Source organism: Amorphus sp. 3PC139-8 (genome assembly GCF_040750475.1).
Taxonomy (GTDB): Bacteria; Pseudomonadota; Alphaproteobacteria; order Rhizobiales; family Amorphaceae; genus Amorphus.
Genome location: NZ_JABJVY010000011.1, coordinates 57724 through 78378 on the forward strand (window position 1 = coordinate 57724; position 20655 = coordinate 78378).

The 20655-nt window shown below is 65.6% G+C and carries 27 protein-coding genes; 9 read left to right on the forward strand and 18 right to left on the reverse strand.

Features of this window, described 5'->3' with window-relative positions; all coding sequences use genetic code 11:
* Positions 1-28: 28 nt before the first annotated feature.
* From HNS03_RS12255 to HNS03_RS12290, 8 genes are read right to left on the reverse strand one after another with little or no spacing between them, the layout of a single operon-like run.
* Positions 29-361 (reverse strand): hypothetical protein, encoded by a 333-nt coding sequence (locus HNS03_RS12255; protein WP_367195637.1) that lies wholly within the window; start codon positions 359-361, stop codon positions 29-31.
* On the reverse strand, positions 358-1722 hold the full coding sequence (locus HNS03_RS12260; protein WP_367195638.1) for a phage Gp37/Gp68 family protein: 1365 nt from the start codon (positions 1720-1722) through the stop codon (positions 358-360). The genes HNS03_RS12255 and HNS03_RS12260 overlap by 4 nt, the downstream gene beginning before the upstream one ends.
* The gene (locus HNS03_RS12265) at positions 1719-2120 is read right to left on the reverse strand and encodes an ASCH domain-containing protein (protein ID WP_367195640.1); all 402 of its coding nucleotides are present in this window, start codon (positions 2118-2120) and stop codon (positions 1719-1721) included. Before HNS03_RS12265 ends, HNS03_RS12260 begins: the two co-directional genes overlap by 4 nt.
* 10 nt (positions 2121-2130) lie before the next feature.
* The gene (locus tag HNS03_RS12270; protein ID WP_367195642.1) at positions 2131-2442 is read right to left on the reverse strand and encodes a hypothetical protein; all 312 of its coding nucleotides are present in this window, start codon (positions 2440-2442) and stop codon (positions 2131-2133) included.
* 4 nt (positions 2443-2446) lie between these two features.
* A complete protein-coding gene (locus tag HNS03_RS12275) occupies positions 2447-2773 on the reverse strand; it encodes a hypothetical protein (protein WP_367195643.1) in 327 nt (108 codons plus the stop codon).
* Positions 2770-3687 carry a GcrA family cell cycle regulator gene (locus HNS03_RS12280; RefSeq protein WP_367195645.1) on the reverse strand — a complete coding sequence of 306 codons (918 nt, stop codon included), beginning with the start codon at positions 3685-3687 and terminating at the stop codon, positions 2770-2772. The genes HNS03_RS12275 and HNS03_RS12280 overlap by 4 nt, the downstream gene beginning before the upstream one ends.
* Entirely contained in the window at positions 3684-3911 is a 228-nt protein-coding gene (locus HNS03_RS12285) for a hypothetical protein (RefSeq protein ID WP_367195646.1), read from the reverse strand. Before HNS03_RS12285 ends, HNS03_RS12280 begins: the two co-directional genes overlap by 4 nt.
* Positions 3905-4207 carry a hypothetical protein gene (locus tag HNS03_RS12290; RefSeq protein ID WP_367195648.1) on the reverse strand — a complete coding sequence of 101 codons (303 nt, stop codon included), beginning with the start codon at positions 4205-4207 and terminating at the stop codon, positions 3905-3907. The genes HNS03_RS12285 and HNS03_RS12290 overlap by 7 nt, the downstream gene beginning before the upstream one ends.
* A 518-nt stretch (positions 4208-4725) precedes the next feature.
* On the opposite strand from HNS03_RS12290, the gene HNS03_RS12295 reads away from it, so the two are divergent.
* Positions 4726-4914: a hypothetical protein gene (locus tag HNS03_RS12295; RefSeq protein ID WP_367195649.1), complete on the forward strand. Its 189-nt coding sequence runs from the start codon at positions 4726-4728 to the stop codon at positions 4912-4914.
* Between the two features lie 44 nt (positions 4915-4958).
* Positions 4959-5777 carry a S24 family peptidase gene (locus tag HNS03_RS12300; protein ID WP_367195651.1) on the forward strand — a complete coding sequence of 273 codons (819 nt, stop codon included), beginning with the start codon at positions 4959-4961 and terminating at the stop codon, positions 5775-5777.
* Between the two features lies 1 nt (position 5778).
* On the opposite strand, the gene HNS03_RS12305 is transcribed toward HNS03_RS12300, so the two are convergent.
* Both HNS03_RS12305 and HNS03_RS12310 read right to left on the reverse strand, forming a co-directional pair.
* On the reverse strand, positions 5779-6507 hold the full coding sequence (locus HNS03_RS12305; protein WP_367195653.1) for a hypothetical protein: 729 nt from the start codon (positions 6505-6507) through the stop codon (positions 5779-5781).
* Positions 6508-6529: 22 nt separating this feature from the next.
* Positions 6530-6733 (reverse strand): hypothetical protein, encoded by a 204-nt coding sequence (locus HNS03_RS12310; RefSeq protein WP_367195654.1) that lies wholly within the window; start codon positions 6731-6733, stop codon positions 6530-6532.
* A 193-nt stretch (positions 6734-6926) separates the two neighbouring features.
* Between HNS03_RS12310 and HNS03_RS12315 the strand changes: the two genes are divergently transcribed.
* The 7 genes from HNS03_RS12315 to HNS03_RS12345 all read left to right on the forward strand — a co-directional run bounded on the left by HNS03_RS12315 (position 6927) and on the right by HNS03_RS12345 (position 11845).
* Entirely contained in the window at positions 6927-7121 is a 195-nt protein-coding gene (locus HNS03_RS12315; RefSeq protein WP_367195655.1) for a hypothetical protein, read from the forward strand.
* Positions 7118-7381: a hypothetical protein gene (locus HNS03_RS12320; protein WP_367195657.1), complete on the forward strand. Its 264-nt coding sequence runs from the start codon at positions 7118-7120 to the stop codon at positions 7379-7381. Before HNS03_RS12315 ends, HNS03_RS12320 begins: the two co-directional genes overlap by 4 nt.
* Before the next feature lie 16 nt (positions 7382-7397).
* On the forward strand, positions 7398-7778 hold the full coding sequence (locus HNS03_RS12325) for a hypothetical protein (protein WP_367195659.1): 381 nt from the start codon (positions 7398-7400) through the stop codon (positions 7776-7778).
* A 166-nt stretch (positions 7779-7944) separates the two neighbouring features.
* Positions 7945-8562 (forward strand): MazG-like family protein, encoded by a 618-nt coding sequence (locus HNS03_RS12330; RefSeq protein WP_367195660.1) that lies wholly within the window; start codon positions 7945-7947, stop codon positions 8560-8562.
* A complete protein-coding gene (locus tag HNS03_RS12335) occupies positions 8546-8743 on the forward strand; it encodes a hypothetical protein (RefSeq protein ID WP_367195662.1) in 198 nt (65 codons plus the stop codon). Before HNS03_RS12330 ends, HNS03_RS12335 begins: the two co-directional genes overlap by 17 nt.
* 200 nt (positions 8744-8943) lie before the next feature.
* Positions 8944-10161, forward strand: a complete 1218-nt coding sequence (locus tag HNS03_RS12340) for a site-specific integrase (protein WP_367195663.1) — start codon at positions 8944-8946, stop codon at positions 10159-10161.
* A gap of 553 nt (positions 10162-10714) precedes the next feature.
* Positions 10715-11845, forward strand: a complete 1131-nt coding sequence (locus HNS03_RS12345; protein WP_367195665.1) for a GGDEF domain-containing protein — start codon at positions 10715-10717, stop codon at positions 11843-11845.
* Positions 11846-11957: 112 nt separating this feature from the next.
* Here the strand turns inward: HNS03_RS12345 and HNS03_RS12350 are convergent, their stop codons facing one another.
* The 8 genes from HNS03_RS12350 to HNS03_RS12385 form a co-directional block, all read right to left on the reverse strand.
* Positions 11958-13124 (reverse strand): cobalamin-independent methionine synthase II family protein, encoded by a 1167-nt coding sequence (locus HNS03_RS12350; RefSeq protein ID WP_367195666.1) that lies wholly within the window; start codon positions 13122-13124, stop codon positions 11958-11960.
* Between the two features lie 120 nt (positions 13125-13244).
* Positions 13245-14225, reverse strand: a complete 981-nt coding sequence (locus HNS03_RS12355; RefSeq protein ID WP_367195668.1) for an ornithine cyclodeaminase family protein — start codon at positions 14223-14225, stop codon at positions 13245-13247.
* The gene (locus HNS03_RS12360; protein WP_367195669.1) at positions 14222-15076 is read right to left on the reverse strand and encodes an alpha/beta fold hydrolase; all 855 of its coding nucleotides are present in this window, start codon (positions 15074-15076) and stop codon (positions 14222-14224) included. Before HNS03_RS12360 ends, HNS03_RS12355 begins: the two co-directional genes overlap by 4 nt.
* The gene (locus tag HNS03_RS12365) at positions 15073-16527 is read right to left on the reverse strand and encodes a M81 family metallopeptidase (RefSeq protein ID WP_367195671.1); all 1455 of its coding nucleotides are present in this window, start codon (positions 16525-16527) and stop codon (positions 15073-15075) included. The genes HNS03_RS12360 and HNS03_RS12365 overlap by 4 nt, the downstream gene beginning before the upstream one ends.
* Positions 16524-17075, reverse strand: a complete 552-nt coding sequence (locus tag HNS03_RS12370; protein WP_367195672.1) for a TRAP transporter small permease — start codon at positions 17073-17075, stop codon at positions 16524-16526. The genes HNS03_RS12365 and HNS03_RS12370 overlap by 4 nt, the downstream gene beginning before the upstream one ends.
* Positions 17076-17079: 4 nt before the next feature.
* Positions 17080-18057, reverse strand: coding sequence for a TRAP transporter substrate-binding protein (locus tag HNS03_RS12375; RefSeq protein ID WP_367195674.1), 978 nt, complete (start codon positions 18055-18057; stop codon positions 17080-17082).
* 65 nt (positions 18058-18122) lie between these two features.
* Positions 18123-19412, reverse strand: a complete 1290-nt coding sequence (locus HNS03_RS12380; RefSeq protein WP_367195675.1) for a TRAP transporter large permease — start codon at positions 19410-19412, stop codon at positions 18123-18125.
* Positions 19409-20551: an NAD(P)/FAD-dependent oxidoreductase gene (locus tag HNS03_RS12385; protein ID WP_367195676.1), complete on the reverse strand. Its 1143-nt coding sequence runs from the start codon at positions 20549-20551 to the stop codon at positions 19409-19411. Before HNS03_RS12385 ends, HNS03_RS12380 begins: the two co-directional genes overlap by 4 nt.
* Positions 20552-20655: the final 104 nt, after the last annotated feature.

A 20655-nucleotide genomic window follows, 5' to 3' on the forward strand; every position in this document is an offset into this window, starting at 1 on the left:
GTTCGGCCCGGTCAGCGCCCTTGGCCGCCTAATCGGCGGTCGCGTCGCGCAGCTTGAACATGTCGTGTTGCTGCGGGTGCTCGGTGGTCAGCTCGCCGCTGTCGGTGACCCAGAAGAACGACGATCCGCGCGGCGCCTTCGGCCGCTTCGAGGCGACGTCCGCCGTGATGGTGACGGCGCCCATTTCCATTGACAGCTTGAGCTTGAGCGTGATCTCGCCCTTGACCTTCTCTTTCGGCGCCTGGTCGGAGCGATCTTTCATTTCGGCCAGCGTGCCGGAGATCTCTTCGGAGAGCGTCGCGGCGAGCTCGCCGCGCTCCAGAGAGCCGATAATCGTCTGCGCATCGCGAATGCGGGTCATGGCGTTGCCCTCGTTTCGATGTGGGGGAATCCGTTGTGCTCGACGCCGTCGAGCGTGCGACCGGCGGCGGTCTTGCCGACGCAGCGCATCGCCTGGTCAAACCATCCGTCAATCCGGCCTTCGAGCTCGTCGCTCTCAAGCTGTTCGGCGGCGACGTCGTCCGCCTCGAAAGGCGCCCACGCGCCCCACTGCTTGAAGTGGAAGGCGACACCGTTTTGTTTGGCCCCGGTCGTGCCTCCGGCACTCCGCGCCGCTTGATATTCCACCCCGGTCGCGCCTTCGGCACTCCGCGCCGCTTGATATTCCACCCCGGTCGCGCCTTCGGCACTCCGCGCCGCTTGATATTCCACCCCGGTCGCGCCTCCGGCACTCCGCGCCGCTTGATATTCCACCCCGGTCGCGCCTTCGGCACTCCGCGCCGCTTGATATTCCACCCCGGTCGCGCCTTCGGCACTCCGCGCCGCTTGATATTCCACCCCGGTCGCGCCTTCGGCACTCCGCGCCGCTTGGGCGCAGTCGTCCCGGATCCTGCGCACCCAATCCGGGTGCATCGGACGGGCGCCAGGACCGCTCTCGCCGCCGACGATGATCCAGTCGAGCGGCGGCCAAACCCCGGCGCCCATCGTCAAGCCGGGCCGGCCGACATCGCCCGTCAAGGCATTGATGCCCAGCCGCGCGGAAACGTCGGTGGCCGACCCGACATTGGTGAAATCGATCGGGCCGAACAACGGCTCGGCGGAGACGAAACGCACCGCCGCCGGCGTCGCCAGAAGGTCCGGCACCCGCTCGTCGGCCCGGCGTTGGTCTTCGGCCGACACGCCCATCCAGACGTTCGGCAGCGGCCATCTGGTCGCGCCGGCAATTGCCTGAGAGTGCCGATCGAGGCCATTCCCATTCCACGAGATGCCGGCTCTTGCGAGCTCGTCGACGACACCGTCACCAAGCACGCGCAGGTAAGCCCCGTTGCCGGTAAAGTAATCGCGCATCCGCGCCGCGCGCTTCGTCAGCACCTGGAACGTGTGATGGGGCGATAGCGCCATCACCGCGAACACCCGGTCGATCCAGGCGTCCGGCACCGCTTCGTGAAACAGGTCGCCGTGGGCGCAGACGAAGATCCGGCGCGGCCGCTTCCACCGGAGGGGCTGGTCAAGCCATTGCTCGTTGAACCGCACCTCGCCGGTGAATTTCGCCTCGCCGCTCGCGTTGAGGCGGGCCAGCCCCTTGCGGCTGGGATGGTTTTTCAGCCGCGACGCGGCCAGCCGGGCGGCGTAGCAGTGCCGGCAGCCGTCGGAGACCAGCGTGCACCCGGTGACGATGTTCCAGGTCGCGTCGGTCCATTCGATGGGGGAATGATCGCTCACAGGATCAGCCCTCCCGGCAGCTTGAAAATGCCGAGCGCGCCCCGGCAGGGCGTGAAGGGAAGCGGCCGAGGACTGCGCAACACGAACCCGTAGGGCCCGACGAACCAGTCGCTGTCGCTTTCACTCACGCAATTGACGATCGCGGCCTCGCCGACGATGCCGCCGGTCTCGAACACCGCCGGCGCGCCGAACGCCATCGGCTTTCCGGTCACCGGATGCCGGTCCGCCTGAACGGCGGCCATGGCCGCCCGGTCGACCTTTTTCGAGGCATGGATCAGCACCCGCCCCCGCCGCCAGGTGCGCCAAGACCGATTTTCGATCGGCTTGAAGCCTTGCACGATCAGCCATGCCCACGGCTGCCAGGCCGACAGGCAAACGGGGATGTCGGGACCGCTCATCGCCCGCCCCTCACAGCCCAACGTCGCTATAGTCGTCGTCATCGTCGGCGTCGCGCGGGGCTTCGATCCTAAATTCCAGCGGACGCACGGGCCGCGGGTCGCCCATTTGCGCCGCCTGGGCGCGGGCGATCTCCTCCGAACACGGCCTCAGCGCATAGATCGCGCCGCCGCCGTAGAATTCGGTCACGTCGTCGCCCTCGGCGGGAATGTCGATCCGGAGAAGCTTGGCGCCGAAGCTTTCCACCTGGCGCACATAGCCAACCCGGCGGCGATGCCCCATCAGCTCCACGAGCGCCCACCCTTCGAATGCGTCTTCGCTCATCGCCTCACTCCTGATGGGTCGGGTTGTCGTCCAGCACGGCGTCGACGAGATCGTCCCGCAGCGCCGTTGTCACGATCCGCGAGGCGAGCGTGTCGGGCAGGATCCCGCGCGCGTCGGCCAGGCGATCGAGCTTCGTTTTCAAGGCGTTCGTCAGCGCGATGCGCAGCTTGCAGCCCTCCGCGCTCTGCCCCATCACGTCGAATTTCGTGACCGTCAGGCGCGTCACGCCCAGCCGCTCCGCCGCCGCGCTTTGGGTCAGGCCCTGCCCGCGCAGCCGGGCGACGGCGGCACGCTTTTCCGCCGGCGACCACGTCGCCCACGCGCCGGTCATTTCAGCGTCCCGAAGGCCACGCCCAGCCCGCCGACGATCGCCGCCGGCGCGCGGGCTTCCAAAATCCCCCTGATCGCGGGCTGCGGCAGATCGTGACGGGCGGCAAGCGACGCGACGGACACGCCCTGGGCAAAGGCCCGTCGGATGGCGCCGTTGCGCTTGCGCATGTCGGCCCTTGCCGGGTTTTCCTTGCCCGCGACGACGGCCAGATGCTCCGTGCACCATGACAGCTTGGAATTCTGAGTCGGCGCCCCGCAAAAGCGCATGTCGGCCAGCGGTGGCGTCGGCCCGTCGCCCCACAGCGGAAACCGGCACATGGCGTGCGTGAGATCGAAGAAAGAGACCCCGCCAAGAGGCGACGACGGGCAAAGCCCGGACCGGGACCCATCAAGAGGCGCGGAGGACGGCAGATCCGACCGGGACGAACAAAAATCCGGCGCGGAGGACCGCAGGTCCGACCGGGACGAACAAAAATCCGGCGCGGAGGACGGCAGATCCGACCGGGACGAAGAAGAACCCGACGTGCGGAGCCCGGATACCCCACCCCGCGCGACCTCGCCGTGCGGGGTGGGGGCTTCCGTCGCGGCCGGGGGCTTGGGGGGCTGACGATCGGCCGCGACAGAACGCGATTTCAAGATAGCTGAACGGGCGGCGGATTTCTTGGGTGCCGCGCTCCGGCGATTTCCCCCTCGCGCGCCCCCACCGAAAACGCTCCGGTTACGGGAGATCAGGCCGACCACGGCGCCGCGCGAGATTTTGCTGTCGAGCGTGGCCGACAGCTCCGCCGCGATCCGGCCGCTCGACCAGCCCTGGCGAAACAGCGGCCGCACGGCCGCGATCTTTTCGTCCGGCGTCATCGCCGACCACCGATCCGCCTGCGCGAAACGCCGGGGCGTCGTGTCCCGCTTGCTCATGATTTTGTCCTGTTATTCGGGTCCCGGTCGCGCGTTCCGCGCTCCGCGCCTCTTGGGTTTTCTCTTGATTGGGCCACGCGCCGGCACGCTTCCGAGCCGCGGCGGCAGTGGCGCGCGATCCAGCGGAATCCGTCGCCGACGGAATAGAAAAGCTGCGCCACGAGCCACGCCGCCGCCCAGCCGAGCCACGCCATGCCACGGGCCACCTGCGCCACCATCACCATGGCCGGAGCCTCCGCATTTCGCGCTCGATTTCGGCGCGCTTGAGCTCCAGCTCGCGTTGCTGCCGCTCCGCGTCGAGCGCGTGCGCCAGATCCGGCAGCCAGGGGAAGGCGGCCCGCAAAAAGGAAAGCCCGTAAGTGGCGAAAAGCACGCCGAAGCTGTCGGCATGCATGCCGTTGGCGCCGTCGATCCATTTCTGGACGCGGCCCTCCGGCAGCCCGGTTTCGGCGGCGACCACCTCGGCCGTGCCGGCCGGCGCGCGGCCGCGCAGAAAGGTCGCGATGGCGTCGTAATCCACCGGGTGGAGAGAATTTTCGCCCCCAAGAGGCGAGGAGCGAAGCGACCGGGATGGATCAAGAGGCGAAAAGGCGCTTTGCGCCGACCGGGAGGGATCAAGAGGCGCGGAGGCGCTTTGCGCCGACCGGGACGGAAGAGACTCCGGCGTGGAGGACCGCAGGTCCGACCGGGACGAAAAATGACCCTTCAGAGAAGTCTCTTTCCCGCTGGAGAAATCTCCGGACGGCTCGGAAAATTCTCCGGACGCTTTCGAGGAATTTCGCAATTGCCCACTCCATTGTGTTGGAGCGGTTTGGCGGTCTTCATCGCGGCAACGGCGAAGATCGTCATGACAGTCGAGTGCAAGGGCTGAGGAACTCATGATGGATCCCCGAAAAAACCCTGGAGCCAGCCCGGCAAGGCCGCTCCAAGGAAGTTTAGGGAGGAAACGCCCACCAAGAGGCGCGGCCTGCCCGACAGGGCAGAACCGGGACCTCCAGGTAGAGAGGGCCTCCGGGCGGCGACCGCCACCAGGAGCAGGTGACCCGCGAGCGCGCCGGCAAGCGCGGCCGCGAGAAAACCGAAAAACAGGACGGCGACGGCGAGAAAGGTCATGATCGTGCCCTCGCCGCTTCATTGGCCGCGAACAGCTCGTCGGTCGAACATCGGGCGAGCGTCATGACGACGGACCAATACCGATCCGGAATACCGTTCTGTTTCCACTTGTGAACGGCCGACACACCCAGCTCTCGCCCGGTCCGCAACGCGATCTCTTGACTGACAGACCCGGCTCCGCCTGCCGCCTCAATCAGGTCGGCAACGGAGACGGACGCGGCAGCAAGGGAAGAGACGGGATCGGTGGCAGATGCGAGGGTCATGAAAACGCTTCCGTGGAACACCAACGAGCACCAGAGATATTCGAATTAATTTCTAAAAACAAGATCTCCAAATTCGAACGCGAAAATTTCTCGCGTCTCTATCCTGTCCCTATGCGATGGGATGCCCGCCTCAGACGCCGCGTGCGCGAGCTTGGCTGGACCGGCGCGGAGCTCTCCCGCCGATCAGGAGAACCCGCGCCCAAGGTCTACAAATATCTTGAAGGCAAGGTGAAACAGCCGAGGGGACAAACCCTCGAAAACATCGCCGCTGCGGTGGGGCTAACCGAGCTCGAGTTGCTTTACGGCCGCGACGAAATGCTCAACAAGGTGCCGCTGATCGGATATGCCGGCGCGGGCGAGACATGGATTGCAGCGGCCTCGGATGCCGGTGTCCCCGAAACGATCGAACTGGCCATCGATGACGCCGACCCGGTGGCGATCGCCGTCAACGGCCCCTCCATGGAACCGGTCTACCGCAATCGCGACATCCTGATCGGATACCGCGACCGCGGCCTAGACCTGCAATCCGCCCTCCGCCACGATTGCATCATCGAGACGGCCGAGGGAGAGCGGTACGTGAAGATCCTCCAGAAGGGATCGACGCCCGGGCGCTTCCGCCTGCGATCCTACAACCCCGCATTTGACGATATCGAAGATGTGGCACTGGCATGGGTCGCGCCGATCGCTCACATCATCCGGCGCTATTCGGGGTAATTCAAAACAAATATTTCGACAAAACAATCAGTGCGAAAATAACAATTATCGACATCACAAATGTAAAAACATAAAGCGCCGCTTTTTTAATCCATTCAACGAACCCGCCGCCGAGCGCTGCCTGATCCGTTTTGTCGATTGACTGGCGAGCGTCCGCCACGTGCTTTCGACGCGGCCCGCCGCACCCCTCCATGTCGCGAAGCCGCGCCGACGCTGCGATATAAGCATGTGTCCGGCGGCTCTCTCCGGTATGCACCCATCCGTCAGTCGTCGTGTATTCGCCAAACCATCGGAAGTCGACCCCGTCTCGCGAAGCCGCTTTTTTTAGCGACGACACAAATTTTTCATCCAAAAGCAAGTCTTGCGCAATCGGTCGGAATGCCTCCAATGCCGGAGGCGTCGGAACTTTCCTTCGATCAACGATATCCCTGTAGACGCGGTAAACGTACCAGAGCGCTAAATCTTCGGTTCGATCTTGTCGGTAAAGCGTGGAAACAATTGACGTAAACACGCTTTTCTTGCTTGAAAAGCGCGTATAGGGAACATCGAATGCGCGGGCCAGAGCAAAGTCTCGCTCGCCCCCGGGCTCCCGCTTTTCCAATGCGTTGTCGATAAGATCGCTGGCCTCGGCCTTTGCGATCTCGTCGCTGACCTCGACCCCCAATTTCCGGAGATAGTCGAGCTGCCGCTCCGTCGCCGGATCCGCGTTGGACAGATTAAAATTCTGCATCGCCCCCTCCGTAATATATAGGTCAGGACGATGCGCGGCCGCGCATCAGCCAGGCGAGTTGGACCAAGAAAAGCGTCGCCAGGCCGATCGGGCCGGTCAGAAAACCGACCACCCCCCACGCCATGCTTCGACCCCAGCCATAGCCCCAATAGGCCGCCAGGTTTCGAGCCGCAAAGCCGAAACCGACCGCTATCAAATACACATAAGGCGGCGACAGCAGGTCCATTTTCGATCTCCCCAGGCCGCGAACGGCCCTACCCCAACACGCTTTCGACCACTTTATCGCAGCCACCAATTGCCGCAAGCAGAGGCGCCGCCCCCGAATCATTGCGCCGCACCTTGATTAGATTTTTTTTCCAACATCGATTGACTCCCTACAGAGTTCGAAATATTTTCTAAGTCGAACAGGGAGACCCGACATGAGCGCTTGGAGAGATCCGCCATCTCAGACGCCGACCACCGCCGCGCGCCAAGCCGCGGAGGGCCGGACGATGATCCGCGATCTCGCCTCCCTGGCGGCCACGCTCGCCGTCGTCGCCGCCGTCATCGCCTGGACGCCAGCCCCCAATCACAACGGGCGGCCCGATCCTGTTCCTGCCGAGGCACGCCCATGACCGACCGCCCCTCCCTGCGCCCGGTCCGGCTGTCGTCGGCCGGCCATCTGGCCGACGGGACCATATCGCTCGGCTTCTGGCCGGATGACGGCGGCGACCCGTTGATCAAGATCCGGCTTCCCCGCCGCGATGCCCAGCTGTTGCGCGACGTGCTCCTGAAAATGGTGCCGGAGACCGACGCACGCCCGTCACCAGTCGGAGACGGGCCCGACGATCATGACTGCGGCGAGGACATATGTGTCTGCCGCGACCCCGCTTAACCCTGGGAGACGCCCCATGCTCATCGACCCCGCCCGCGACCTGAAATCCGCCCGCGCCAACGGCGAGACCGCCCTTGTCCGGCTGATGGCCGCCATCATGCAGGAGCGCTGGACCGCCGCCGGCGCATGCACCGAGACGGACCTGCGCCAGGCCGGATTCTCCGACGACGAGATCGGCCGCTATGCGGCCCGCGCGCGGGATTTCATCGCCCGGCGCGGCGGCGAGGCCTCCCCACTTTCCGACCTCGCGTCCATCGGGCGGGAAATCCGCGACCGCGCCACCCACGCCGAGCTGAGCGAGACCGTCGCCGACATGCAAGCCATGTCCCACCGTCTCGACCGCGACATCACCCGCTTGAAGGCCTTGGCCGGCAGCTACGCGCCGCGCGCGAACTGAGGAGTGACGCACAATGCCCCGTATTCGGCATACGATTTCCGCCGATCAGGCGGAGTACCTGCGGCAGGAACTTGCTGCGGCTTTGACACAGGCGCGTTATCTGGCCGATGCGCCGCCCGAGCACCTTCCGGCGCTCGCGAGAGACCGTGTCCGTCAGATCCTCGGCATGATCGGCATGCTCGACAAGGATTTCGAGAACGATTGGCCGCGCTGCGAAACCTGCGGCACGACAATCGGGATCGATGATCGCAGTGTGACTTTCAGCGACTCGGAGGGCGAAAGCTTCACCTTCTGCGAACGGCATACCGGCGACGCTGAATCTGACCTTCTCGCGTTTCCCCACAACCCGGCCATTGCAGACCGCGAGATTTGTCAGGCGGAGACATGGCTTGCCGGCCAGGCGGCCGATCCGATCGAACCGGGAGCCGATATCCACTCCGATCTGCGCGCCGCCAACATGGCCCGTCAGACCGAATGGGACCCGGGCAACGCGATCAGCCTTGCCTATCGGGGCAACGAAATGGCCGGCGAAGTCGGCGAGGCCTGCAACGTCATCAAAAAGCTCGAGCGCGAGCGTCTCGGCATTGCCGGATCGCGCGCGAGCATTGCGCAGCTCGCCGAGGAGCTGGCCGACGTCGTCATCTGCGCCGACCTGATCGCCATGCAAGCAGGCATCGACCTGATGGGCGATGCCGTTCCGACGAAGTTCAACCTCACGAGCGAAAAGACCGGCCTGCGCACGCGCCTTTCCCGGCGGGACACCGACGATGCCCAGCACCCCTGACGAGATCCAGGACGCGCTGTGGGCCGCCGCGCCGCGTGACACCAGCTATGGGCGCAGGAGCGACGCCGCCGGCCCTTCGAGGAACGCCATCGCGCTCACCCGCAGGTCGCTGATGGCTTTTCTCGACGAGATCGAGGCCGACACCACCGTCGGCGAAATCCGCGAAGCGCTGGAGGCCTGACCGATGATCACAGACCTCGACCGTTCCGCGATTGGCGACGACGATCCGCTGACTTTGTCGGAGGCCTGTCGCCTGATGTTTCGCGGGCAGATCTCCCCGGCGACCTTGCGCGCCGCCGCGAGCCGTGGCGAACTGGTGCTGGAGCGGCTTGGCCGCAAGGATTTTGTCACCATTCGCGAAATCGAGGCTTGGAGGGCAAGATGCCGCGACGATCGAAAGGGCCGAGGCTCACCTGGCGCGCCCCGAAGCGCAACGCCAAGGGCTGGATCGTCGAAAGCGGCGGCTGGATCATCCGGGACGGAAGCCGCTCAATCCGCACTGGCTGCGGCGAGGACGATCGCGACGGAGCTGAGCGCGCGCTCGCGGACTACATCGCGCAAAAGCACGTCGACGAAGCCCGCGCGCAAGGCCCGCGTCATCCCGATCTGATTCCGATCGCCGACGCGATCGCGCTTTACCTCCAGGACATCGCCCCCTCCCACGCCCGGCCTTGGGAAACCACGGCGCGGGCGAACCGGCTTCTCGACTGGTGGGGCGAGCGCATGCTGTCGGAGGTGACCGGCCAGGCTTGTCGCGACTATGCCGCCAATCGCGGCAGCAAGTCCGCCGCCCGCCGCGAGCTGGAAGATCTGCGCGCTGCGATTGTCTATCACCACAAGGAAGGCCATTCCGCAACGCTGACCGCCGTGACGCTGCCGGAAGCCGCACCCAGGCGCGAACGGTGGCTGACCGTCGAGGAGGCCGCCCACCTCGTGCGCACCGCCTGGCGCTATCGCGAGGTCCAGAAGGGCAAGCCGACCGGGCGTTATAGCCGCCGCCATGTGGCCCGCTTCATTTTGGTGGCCCTTTATACCGGCTCGCGCGCGGGCGCGATTTGCCAGGCCGCGCTTACGCCGACACCGGGTCACGGCTGGATCGATCTGGAGAGCGGAATGTTCTACCGCCGCCCCGAGGGCGAGCGGGAGACCAAGAAACGCAAGCCGCCGATTCGCATTCCCGATCGGCTGCTTGTCCACATTCGCCGCTGGCACCGGCTCGGGATCTCCCGGCGATTCGTGATCGAGTGGAATGGCTCGCCGGTCACGCGGATCGCCAAAGCCTTCGCCCGCACGGCCGATGCGTCCGGCATGCCGGACGTCACGCCGCACACGCTGCGCCACACGGCCGCGACTTGGATGATGCAAGGCGGCTCCGACAAATGGGAGGCATGCGGCTATCTGGGCATGTCCATGGAGACCCTGGAAAACCACTATGCGCACCACCACCCGGATCATTCCGCCAGCGCGCGCGAGAGCTTGGTGCGGCGAAAGAAGCCTCAGGCCGCTAGCACAGGATTAGCACAGAAAGAGCGGAACATTGACCGAACGTTGACCGCCTTCGACATCGGAAAACCGCCAAAATCCGCCATCAAACAATAGGCGACACGCGTTCGGGACGAGGGGGTCGCAGGTTCAAATCCTGCCACTCCGACCATCCACAAAACCTGTTCCCGGCAGGTTCTTCGGGCCGCTGACTGCGCCGCACGATGGCGCACCGACAAAGGCTCACTTTCCTCCCATTTTCGCGATTTGCACCCGACCGGCAGGCGCCTTCTTCACGCGCGCTTTTTCGCCGCTGATTCCCGGCTCGATCGGAAACGCGCACATTTTCGCGAACGGGATGTGTGCAAGCCGGAAACAAGTTTACAGTCGTAGAAGTTGTCCGTCTTCCAGCGAACCGGAGGATCCTTTTAATGCGTTGTTCTGACGCGTTTGCGCACGGCGAACCGGGTTTCACGGCTTTCCGCGAACGCGCCTCCGAATTTATTGATCCTCGTGACCACGGATGTCAGCGATAGACGTTCGGACGGAACGCGATCGCGAGCCGTCACCAACGTTCCAATTGCGCACGCGACGCGGTCCTGAAATCATTGTCGTCCCGTCATCGACTTCGATGTGGCCGGGGCCTGGCGGGAGCGTGTAGGAGCTGGCCATGTTCGACCTCTCGATCGCGCTTCTTCGCAATGCCGGCCTGATCGCGGTCGTCGCCGTGGCCTATTCGGTCGTACCGCAACGGCTGAAAGACAACGCCATCGAAGCCGTCATTCTCGGGGTCCTGTTCGGCCTCGGCGCCGTTCTGGCCATGGTCGATCCCGTCCATTTGCGGCCGGGTCTGATTGTCGATTCGCGAACCACCTTAGTGATTCTCGCCGGCCTGTTCGGCGGTCCGGTGGCAGCCGCCATCAGTGCGGCACTCGCGATCGCGTACCGTCTCTATTTGGGTGGCGTCGGCGCCTATCCCGGAAGCTTGGTCATCGTCCTCAGCGCGCTCATCAGCCTGTTCGGCTATTATGTCCTGCGCCGAAATGGCGAAAAAGCCGTGGATTTCAAAATCCTAACGATCATAGCGCTGCTGTCGCCCTTCACCACGTTCGCGGCCTTCCTACTGCCATGGACCATTGCGCTGCGCGTGTTGGAGGACACGTTCATTCCCTCCAGCATCGTGCGTGTGGCCGGGGTTCTGCTGCTCGGAACGATCCTGATACACGAGCGCGCCCGTCGACAGGCGGAGCAACGGATCGCGGAACTCGCCGGCACGGATGAGCTCTGCGGGCTTGCCAATCGCCGCGCCTTCTATTCTGCCCTTCAGCGCCAGATCGAGCGATCGCGCCGGTTCAACGAGCCCTATTGCGTGATCATTCTGGACATCGACCGCTTCAAGTCCATCAACGACACCCATGGCCATCCGACCGGCGACGAGGTCATCCGCCGCCTGGCGGAGGTTCTGCGCCGGACTTGCCGCGAGACCGACGTGCCGGCCCGAATCGGGGGTGAGGAATTCGCCGTCCTGCTCACCAACACCTCGGCGGGCGACGGCGTGAACCTGGCCGAACGGATTCGGAGCGCGGTTGCGAGCGAAAAGATCGAGACTCGGGACGAAACGCTGTCGTTCACGGTGAGCCTTGGCATCAGCTCAAATCACGGTATGGGCATGTCCTTGGAGACGGTCATGACGGCGGCCGACAACGCGCTCTACATCTCGAAGAATTCCGGCCGCAACCGGGTCTCCGCCGTGGATTGGGAGACGGCCAACGCCCTGGCGACCGCCGGCCTGCGCTACTGATCCGGCCCGATTCGGCGAAGGAGAGATCTCCTTCGCCGCCCGTCGCACCTCTTCCGGCGAAAAGCCGAACCGGTCTGGCGTTCAAATTGAGGCAATTTGAACGTGGCATGCTCTAAGCTGCCTTCTTTCCCCAAAGCTCTTCGGAGGCGATGCGAGCGCCGTCGGCCAAGGCCTTCAGCTTCGCCCACTGGATCGACTCGTGCACCCGTCGCGAGCGCGGGCTCTGGGAAAAGCCGCAATCGGTGCCGGCCATGAGGTTCTCCCGGCCGACCAGCTTCGCCAGGCGCACCAGACGTTCGGCGACCAGCTCGGGATGTTCCACCACGTTCGTGGAGTGCGAGACGCAACCGGGGACGAGCTTTCGCCCGGCCGGCAGTTTCGCCGTCTCCCACACCTTCCATTCATGGGCATGGCGCGGGTTCGCCATCTCGATGCAGTAGGCGCCCGCCTTCACCTGGGTGACCAGGTTGACGATATCGGCAAGGGCGACGTCGGTGGTGTGCGGCGTATTAAAGCTGCCCCAGCAGATGTGATAGCGGACCCGGTCTTCCGGCAGCCCTTCGAGCGCACGATTGACGGCGGCAACCTGCATCTCCGCCCAGGCGAGATAATCCGACATCGGCTTGTCGGCGAAGGCGATGTCATACATGTACGGAATAAAGGCGTCGTCGACCTGAACGATCAGCCCGGCGTCGACAATCTCCTTATATTCCTCGTGCATGGCGTCGGCGACGGCGAACAGGAACTCTTCTTCGCTCGCATAGTAGTCGTTGGCATGGCGCGGCACGGCGCTGGTGGGCGCAACCACCGGCAGGAAGCCTTCGATTCCGTCGACGCCTTCGAGCGCGGCCTTGAAGCGGGCGATATCGGCGCGCACAGCGTCGTAGCCGATATAGCGGATCGGCGCGACGGCAGCCATGACGCCGCGCTTCGGCAGCTTCTGGGTCGGGAAATATTCCTCGTAGAATTCCGGGAATAGCCGCGCATCCTTGCCGAGACCGGCAGCGGTCTCCACGTCGCGCTCTTCGAACCCGTCCAGCCGGTCGACCACGTAGTGCGCCCAGCTACGGACTTTGCCGAACTCGCCATCGGAGACGATGTCGACACCGACATCTTTCTGGTGGCGCACCACGTCCTTGATCGCCGACCCGACGACCTGATCGAATCGGGTCTGGTCGACGGGCTCGCCGTTTTCGATCGCCGTCGCCAGCTCAGCGATTTCCGGCGGGCGCACCAGGCTGCCAACATGCGTCACGCGAATGCGATCGCTCATGCTCATCTTGGTCCTCCGTTGGAGCGGCAGACCTTTTCGGGCACGCTCGGCCCGATCGCCGCTCCCTTTTCGTCGAATAGGTCTCGCCCTCGGGCTTTCGAACGATCGGCCCGAAGCGTGCAAAACCTATTCGATCGAGGCCTCGATGCCGACCCCTTTGGCCTTGGCCGTTTCCCAGCAATGGTAGGCGCAGGCGAGATCCTGAGCGGCAATGCCGAGGGAGCGATAGAGCGTGATCTGAGAGGGATCGGTGCGACCGGGATGACCGCCGGCCACCACCTCGCCAATCTCCGCCAGGACGTGGTCCTCGCCGACCCGCCCGGCTTCGAGTGCGGCGATCAACTCGCCGGCCTGTGCGAAGATGGAGGGGCGATAGTCGGCAAACAGCGCGGAGCGCACGACCAGGTCCTGATCGATCTCGGTCTTGGTCGGCACCGAAGCACCGACGGCGTTGACGTGCGTTCCCGGCGCGATCCAGGCCCCGAACAGCACCGGCTCCGCCGCCGCCGTGACGGTACAGACGATGCCGGCGCCGATCACCGCGGCCTTCACGTCGGTGCCCGCCTCGAACGTCACATCCGGATAGCGCCCGCGGGCCAGCGCCACGAACGCCTCGGCCCGCTCCGCGCGCCGTCCGGCCACACGCACGCGTCGGATCGGCCGCACCGCGAGCATCGCATCCAGATGATGCTCCGCCTGCTCGCCGGTGCCGATGATCGCCAGCACGCTCGCCTCTTCCTCCGCCAGCGCTCGCGTCGCCACCGCACTCGCCGCCGCCGTGCGCACAGCCGTCAGCCGGCCGGCATTCATCATCGCGAGAACGCCGCCATGGACCGGCTCGAACAGCACCATCGCCCCTTGATGGGAGGAGTAGCCGAAGGCCGGGTTCTCCGGAAACAGGCTGATCAGCTTGACGCCGTAGCACCCGGGCGCCTCGATCGCGCCGGGCATCATGCCCAGCATGTTGGGTCCGCCGACCGACATGATGGAGCGCAGCGGCAGCGTCGCCCCGCCCTTGGAGACCGACGCCATGGTGGCCGCAACCACCTCGATCGCCGTTTCCATAGGAAGCAGCGCCTCGACGTCCTTTTCCGACAGAACGATCATTTCACTCGCACCGCATCCATGCCCCAGCCCTCGCCGGTGACCGGCAGGCCGAGCTCGGTTTCAAGCAACGAGACGTAGGGTTCCGGTCGCACCACATAGGGAAAATGACCGCCCCAGGCGAAACGATAGGCCGTGCCCGGCTGAAGCAATGCGCGCGCCTCCTCCCGCATTTCCTTGGTGATCAGCGGGTCGTCGTCGCCCTCGATGGTCGCAATCCGGTCCTTAGTAAAATCGAGCTTCGGCAGCGGCGGCGCCTTCTTGATGCCGTTCAGCCGCGACCGCAGCTCAATTTCCGGAATGCGCCCGCCGACTTCGGCCAACAAAAGGTCCACCAGGTCGGCCTGGTCGGGATGCGCCTCGCGCCAAGCGCCGAGCCCCATGGCAAAGCCGGCGCGGAGCTCCTCGATCGGCGCGGCGTCGAGATCGGAGGTGTAGGGCGGACGCGACCGCGAGGCCTCGGTGGAGACCAGCGTATTTGCCGGCAACAGGCGCGCGACCTTGTCGGGATAGCGCGCCGCGAAATACTGGACCAGATAGCCGCCGAGCGACGAGCCGAGCACCGTCGCCCGATCCACGCCGCGCAGGTCGAGCAGCGCCTTCAGGTCATCCGTCCATTCCGAAACCCCGCCGGACGCCGGATAGGTCACGGCGAGGATGCGCGCGCGGTCCTTCAGCGCCCGGATCTGCTGCCAGAAAATGTCGCCCCGCCCAAGCGTGCCCGGCACCAGGAGCAGCACCGGCCCCTGATCGCCGGCCTCGATCACGCCCCATTCCCGGCCATTGAGCGTGACGCGCTGTTCGGGATGGGCGGCGGCGAACGCGTCGCGATCGGCGATCAGAGGATTGCTCATGCGAACGGGTTCTCCACTTTCGGCCAGTAGGTCGGCGCACGCTTGGTGTAGGGAATGTTGGCGTAGTCCGGGGTGATCGCGCCCGGCGTCGCCACGTGGATCACCTCCGAGGCGATCGGCGAAAAGCCGGCATAAAAGTGCTGGGACGACTTCACGCAAACGGCCTTCTTCGCCGACAGATCGATCCCGAGGCCGGTGAAGGCGTCGGGATGGAAGGTCTGGGTGCGCAGATCGTTGACGACGATGTCGACGCCGTTCGCTTCCAGCCAGACCATTTCGTCCAGCTTGGAATCGAGCGTGCCGAAGCGCTGGGTCAGCCCGCTGGCGAGCTTCTTCACCGTCACCACCAGGTCGAGCGGATCGCCGGACATCGGCCCGCACTTGCCGCCGAGCCTGAGGTTCAAGGTGGCGCCCTCCCCCGCCTCGCGGCAGATGCGAACGGCAACCGGATCCCAATAGATGCCGGTCGCGATATCGCGCATGCCGCGATCGAGGATCGCCTTCAGAAGAAAGGTGGCATCGGCCGGCGCGCCGCCGCCGGCATTGTCGGCCGTGTCGGCCAGCACCACCGGCCCGGCTGTCGCCGCCTGAACCCGGTCGAGCGCGCCCTCAATATCGGGATAGGGCCGCAGGATCTCGTTGCGCAGGGAAAACAGCTTCATGCCCAGCTCGGACGCAAGCGCGCTCGCCTTGTCCGCATCCCCGTCGGTGATCGCCAGCATGCGCGCGCCGACACGGGGATGATCGCCCCAGGGAAAGCCATGAGCGAGCGACAACGACAGCACCCCCGGCTCCAGCTCGCGCTCCAACAGCCCGTCGACGAAGCTGCGCATCGGCTCGAACGGGGTATGCATGGCCACGATCATGCGGCAATCGAAATCGCGCATCACCGGCTTGGTGCGCCCGGAGGCGGCATCGACCGCCAGACGGTAGAGGTCGCGTGCCCGGTCGGGGATATCGACGTGGGGATATTCCTTGTAGGCGACCAGAAGGTCGGCCTCGCCCAGCATGGTCTCGGTCAGGTGGCAGTGCGGATCCAGCAGGCCGCCGATCACCGTGTCGGGGCCCGCCACGGCGCGGCACTGGGCGATCAGGTCGCCCTCGCAATCGTCGTAGCCGTCGGCGATCATGGCGCCGTGCAGCGACAGAAGCACCACGTCCACCGGCAGCGCGGCCTTGAGATCGACCAGGATCTCGTCGCGGAAGCCTTCATAGACCGAGCGCACCGTAATGCCGGCCGGCTGGGCATGCGCCGTCAGGCTTTCCACCACGGTGGCTCCATCCGCCTCTCCGGCCTCGCGCCAGATCTTCAGCGGGCCGGACCAGTACTGGATCGGCTTTTGCGAGGCGTCGCCATGGGCGATCCCGCCCTCCTCGAACGTCAAGGTGCCGGTCGGAAGCGGCGAGAACGAGTTGGTCTCCGTGGAGATGCTAGCGATGAAAATCTTCATGCTGGTTCGTCTTCTGCGTGATGGTGCTCGGGAGGGGGCGTGCCGGTCGCGAGATAGCGCGCGAGCGAGGCGGCCACGTGGACCATGATGATCAGGAAGGCGACCGGGACGGCGGCGGTGAACCAGATCATCGGAACGGACAGCATTTCCGCCTCGCGGCCCAGGCTGCGTCCGAGGAAGCCGCGGGCCAGCGTCCAGTTCGGGCCGAACAGGGAGTAGTAGAGGACCGGAATCGCGAAAATGGTGACGCCGGCCGCCCGGATCGCCGCGAGCAGGCGGCCGAGACCGCCGCTGGTGCGGGTCGCCCCCGGAAACAGCGTCGGGTCGGAGCGTTCGTGGAAGGCGACCGAAGCGCCCAGCATGCCCGCCCACACCATGGCGCGGCGAGCGAGCTCCTCGGTCCAGATCGGAGGCGAATCGAAGATATAGCGGGCGATCACCTGATAGCCGGCCGAACCCGCCATCACGATCAGCGCGATGATGGCCACCACCAGCGCGAGCCGGTTGAGGCCATCGGAAAGCCGACCAAGCGCCGCGACCGCCCGCACGGGACTACTCGCCCTTCGCCTTTTGCCACATCTCGACCTGCTCAGCGCTCAAAAGCCCGCTGGTGTAGGTCGTCTGGGACGCCTTCTCGAATTCGGCGCGCGCCTCCGGCGAAAGCTCGGTGATCTCGACGCCGGCCTCCTTCAGCCGGTCGAATACGCCGCCCTGCTCCTTCAGCCACTGGCGGTTGGCCTTGTTGGCCGCCTCGACCGCGGCGTCGACCGTCTTGCGCTCGTCGTCGGACAGACCCTGGTACCAGTCCTCCGAGGCGATCGCGATGCGCAGCGAAGGCGCGATATCGGCATTGGTGAAGTATTTGATGAAGTCGGTGTGGCCGAACAGCAGCGGCACGATCGGCGGGTTCAGATAGCCGTCGGCCACGCCGGTCTGCAGCGCGTTCGGAACCTCCGCCCAGCTCACGATGGTGCCGGTGGTGCCCCAAGCCTTGAACAGCTCGATCTGGCTTTCGTCGAGGGCGCGCATCCGCAGGTCCGACATGTCGGCCATGGTCTTGACCGGATGCTTGGTGTTGAAGATGCCGATGCCTTGGCCGACGGTGTCGACGGCCAGCACGCGCACGCCGGAGGACGTCAGCTTCTCGTTGATCTTCTCCAGCATGCCGCCCTCGTAGAGCGTCTTGTCGATCTCCTCCATGCCGCTGAAGAAGTAAGGCAGCCGCAGCCCGTAGATCAGGTTGTCCACCGAGGCCGTGATGCCGAGCGGCTCCATCGCCACCTCCAGAAGCCCTTGCGAGACCTGATCGAACAGCTCGTCGTCGCCGCCAAGCGCGCCACGCTGATATTCTTCCGCCTCCATGCCGTTGGCGTTCAGATATTCGCTGAAGGCGTGCGCCCAGGCATAGCTGCCGGACTCCGTCACGTTCGGCGGACTGTCGAGCGCGATCTTGACCTGTGCAGAGGCCGGCGCGGCGAGCGCGACGGCGGAAACGAGCGCCGCTGCCGCGGCCATGTGTTTGATAGACATCCGATAGTCCTCCGCTTCCCCTTTGGATTGTTGAGGTCTCAACAGCGGCCGAAGACCTGCGTCCCCTATCCGCCGCCAACCACTCCGAACGCGCGCGGTATCGCCAGGCTGATCTCCGGCACCGCAACCAGAATCCCGAGCACGACGATCTCGACGGCGACGAACGGAATCACGGCGCGCGCGAGTCGCCAGTAGTTCGTCTTGGTCACGGTCGAGACCACCAGCAGGCAGCCGCCGAGCGGCGGGGACACCAGGCCGATGCACAGATTGAAGCACAGCACGATACCGAGATGGACGGGATCGGCGCCCTGGGCGAGCGCGACCGGCGCCAGAAGCGGCACCAGCAGCGCCAGCGCGACCGGTACGTCCAAAAGCATGCCCGCGAACAGGAAAAGGACGTTCAACAGGATCATGTACTCGACCGGGCCGAGGCCGAGCCCTTCCACCCCGGACGAGATCGCCTGAGGCAACCGCTCCAGCGCGCCCAAATGGCCGAGGGCGGCGATCGCCGTCAGAATCATGAAGATCGAGCCGGAGAGCGTGACCGTGCGTTTCAGACCGGCAGCGAGATCGCCCAGCTTCAGTCCGTCATAGAAGTTCGCAGCCACCAGCGCGACGAACACGGCAACGGCCGCCGCCTCCGTCGGCGTCATCCAGCCGAGCACGATGCCACCGACGATGATGACCGGCAGGACCAGCGCCGGCGCGGAGCGAACGAGCGTCGGCAACAGCGGCGGCGCCTCGCCGCGCTCCATGCGGGGATGGCCCTCGCGCCAGGCGAAGAATGCGTTGACGGCAAACAGAGCGGCGGCGAGGAGCAGCCCCGGCAGGATGCCGGCAAGGAACAGCGCCGTCACCGAGGTCTGCATCAGCGCGCCATAGAAAATCAGGATGATCGACGGCGGCACGATCGGCCCGATGATCGACGAGGCCGCCGTCACCGCCGACGCATAATTGTCGGAGTAGCCGCGCTCGCGCATGGCCGGCACCAGCGTGTTCGACAGCGCGGCCGCATCGGCGACCGCCGAACCCGAGATCCCGGCAAAGAACACGCTGGTCATGATATTGACGTGGCCGAGCCCACCGCGCAGCCGTCCGACCAGGGACATGGAAAGGTCGATCAGCGCGCGGGTGACGCCGCCGCGATTCATGACCTCGCCGGCCAGGATGAACAAAGGCATCGCCATCAGGGCGAAGACGTCGATCTTGGAAAAGATCTGCTGCGGCAGGATCGCCAGATAGCGGCCGTTGTCGGTCGCCAAAAAGGCGAGCACCGCCGAACCGCCGATGATGTAGGCGAGCGCAAGGCCCGACGCGAGGAAGACGACCGCCGCGATCGGGACCAGCGCGATCATGCGGCGAGATCCAGACGCTGGGGGCTGAGATCGCTTTCCGCGACGCCCTCGCCGGCGATATCGAACGGCAATGCCCGACCCAGCACCAGCGCGGCCGCGGCCCGAGCGAGCGCCGGCGCGGACTGGATGCCGTAACCGCCCTGCCCGGCGAGCCAGAAGAAGCCGGGCACGGCCGGATCGTAGCCGGCAACCGGGGTTTTGTCGGCCACGAAGCTTCTGAGCCCCGCCCACTTGTTTTCGATGCGCCGGACGGAGAGATCGAACGCGCGCTCAATGCGGTCGACGCAAAGCGCGACATCATATTCGTCCGGCTGCGCGTCGCACGGCAGCGACGGGGTCTCGTCGGCGGGCGAGATCAGAAGCCGGCCAGCATCCGGCTTCATGTAGAATTGCTCGTCGATGTCGACGACCATCGGCCACTTGTCGGGATCGACACCCTCCGGCGCCGCCACCACCATGGCCGTGCGCCGCTTCGGCACCAGCCCGATCGGTGCCGCGCCGGCAAGCCGCGCGATCTCGTCGGCCCAGGCGCCGGCCGCATTCACCACCACATCGGCCGTGACCATGGTCTTACCGGCCTCGATCCGCCAGCCATCGCCCGCACGGACCAGCGACTGGACATCGGCTCCCGTCAGGATCTCACCGCCTGCCGCGCGAAACCGCTTCAGGTAGCCCTGGTGCAGACCATGAACGTCGATGTCGCGCCCGCCGGGCTCCGCCATGCCGGCGACCGCGTAGCCCGGGCGCAAAAGCGGCGCCAGCCGACGCACCTCGGCCCCATCCAGCATCCGCACGCCGCCATGGGGCGCCACCTCCGACACCAGTGCCTCGAGCGCCGGAACCTGGTCGGCCCGCGCGACCATCAACACGCCACGCGGCGACAGCAGCGGATTGGCGCAGAAGCCGCTCGGCGGCGCAACGAAGAACGGGGCCGATGCCCGCGAAAGCGCTCGGATCGCCGGCGGACCATAGGTCTCGGTGAACAGCGCCGCGGAGCGACCGGTGGTGTGGTAACCGGGCTGGGCTTCCCGCTCCACCAGCAGCACGCTGCGGCCGTCGGCAAGCTCCGCCGCGACCGAGGCGCCGGCGATACCGGCTCCAATGATGACGATATCGAAATGGGACAAAGCTGAGATCATCCGAAAACGCTAACAGAGATTTTCCGATCGGAAAACGGAATTTTTCCGATTGGAAAATCGCGATGGACGCCCCTCCTCCACGCGCTTAGATTCCGGAGGATGGA

Coding starts and splice junctions, on each gene's coding strand:
- HNS03_RS12360 (WP_367195669.1), bottom strand. CDS start 15,076: ATGAGCAATCCTCTGATCGCCGATCGCGACGCGTTCGCCGCCGCCCAT.
- HNS03_RS12325 (WP_367195659.1), top strand. CDS start 7,398: ATGCTCATCGACCCCGCCCGCGACCTGAAATCCGCCCGCGCCAACGGC.
- HNS03_RS12380 (WP_367195675.1), bottom strand. CDS start 19,412: ATGATCGCGCTGGTCCCGATCGCGGCGGTCGTCTTCCTCGCGTCGGGC.
- HNS03_RS12340 (WP_367195663.1), top strand. CDS start 8,944: ATGCCGCGACGATCGAAAGGGCCGAGGCTCACCTGGCGCGCCCCGAAG.
- HNS03_RS12285 (WP_367195646.1), bottom strand. CDS start 3,911: ATGGTGATGGTGGCGCAGGTGGCCCGTGGCATGGCGTGGCTCGGCTGG.
- HNS03_RS12320 (WP_367195657.1), top strand. CDS start 7,118: ATGACCGACCGCCCCTCCCTGCGCCCGGTCCGGCTGTCGTCGGCCGGC.
- HNS03_RS12345 (WP_367195665.1), top strand. CDS start 10,715: ATGTTCGACCTCTCGATCGCGCTTCTTCGCAATGCCGGCCTGATCGCG.
- HNS03_RS12275 (WP_367195643.1), bottom strand. CDS start 2,773: ATGACCGGCGCGTGGGCGACGTGGTCGCCGGCGGAAAAGCGTGCCGCC.
- HNS03_RS12355 (WP_367195668.1), bottom strand. CDS start 14,225: ATGATCGTTCTGTCGGAAAAGGACGTCGAGGCGCTGCTTCCTATGGAA.
- HNS03_RS12330 (WP_367195660.1), top strand. CDS start 7,945: ATGATCGGCATGCTCGACAAGGATTTCGAGAACGATTGGCCGCGCTGC.
- HNS03_RS12305 (WP_367195653.1), bottom strand. CDS start 6,507: ATGCAGAATTTTAATCTGTCCAACGCGGATCCGGCGACGGAGCGGCAG.
- HNS03_RS12335 (WP_367195662.1), top strand. CDS start 8,546: ATGCCCAGCACCCCTGACGAGATCCAGGACGCGCTGTGGGCCGCCGCG.
- HNS03_RS12365 (WP_367195671.1), bottom strand. CDS start 16,527: ATGAAGATTTTCATCGCTAGCATCTCCACGGAGACCAACTCGTTCTCG.
- HNS03_RS12310 (WP_367195654.1), bottom strand. CDS start 6,733: ATGGACCTGCTGTCGCCGCCTTATGTGTATTTGATAGCGGTCGGTTTC.
- HNS03_RS12255 (WP_367195637.1), bottom strand. CDS start 361: ATGACCCGCATTCGCGATGCGCAGACGATTATCGGCTCTCTGGAGCGC.
- HNS03_RS12375 (WP_367195674.1), bottom strand. CDS start 18,057: ATGTCTATCAAACACATGGCCGCGGCAGCGGCGCTCGTTTCCGCCGTC.
- HNS03_RS12265 (WP_367195640.1), bottom strand. CDS start 2,120: ATGAGCGGTCCCGACATCCCCGTTTGCCTGTCGGCCTGGCAGCCGTGG.
- HNS03_RS12350 (WP_367195666.1), bottom strand. CDS start 13,124: ATGAGCATGAGCGATCGCATTCGCGTGACGCATGTTGGCAGCCTGGTG.
- HNS03_RS12280 (WP_367195645.1), bottom strand. CDS start 3,687: ATGAGCAAGCGGGACACGACGCCCCGGCGTTTCGCGCAGGCGGATCGG.
- HNS03_RS12315 (WP_367195655.1), top strand. CDS start 6,927: ATGAGCGCTTGGAGAGATCCGCCATCTCAGACGCCGACCACCGCCGCG.
- HNS03_RS12385 (WP_367195676.1), bottom strand. CDS start 20,551: ATGATCTCAGCTTTGTCCCATTTCGATATCGTCATCATTGGAGCCGGT.
- HNS03_RS12270 (WP_367195642.1), bottom strand. CDS start 2,442: ATGAGCGAAGACGCATTCGAAGGGTGGGCGCTCGTGGAGCTGATGGGG.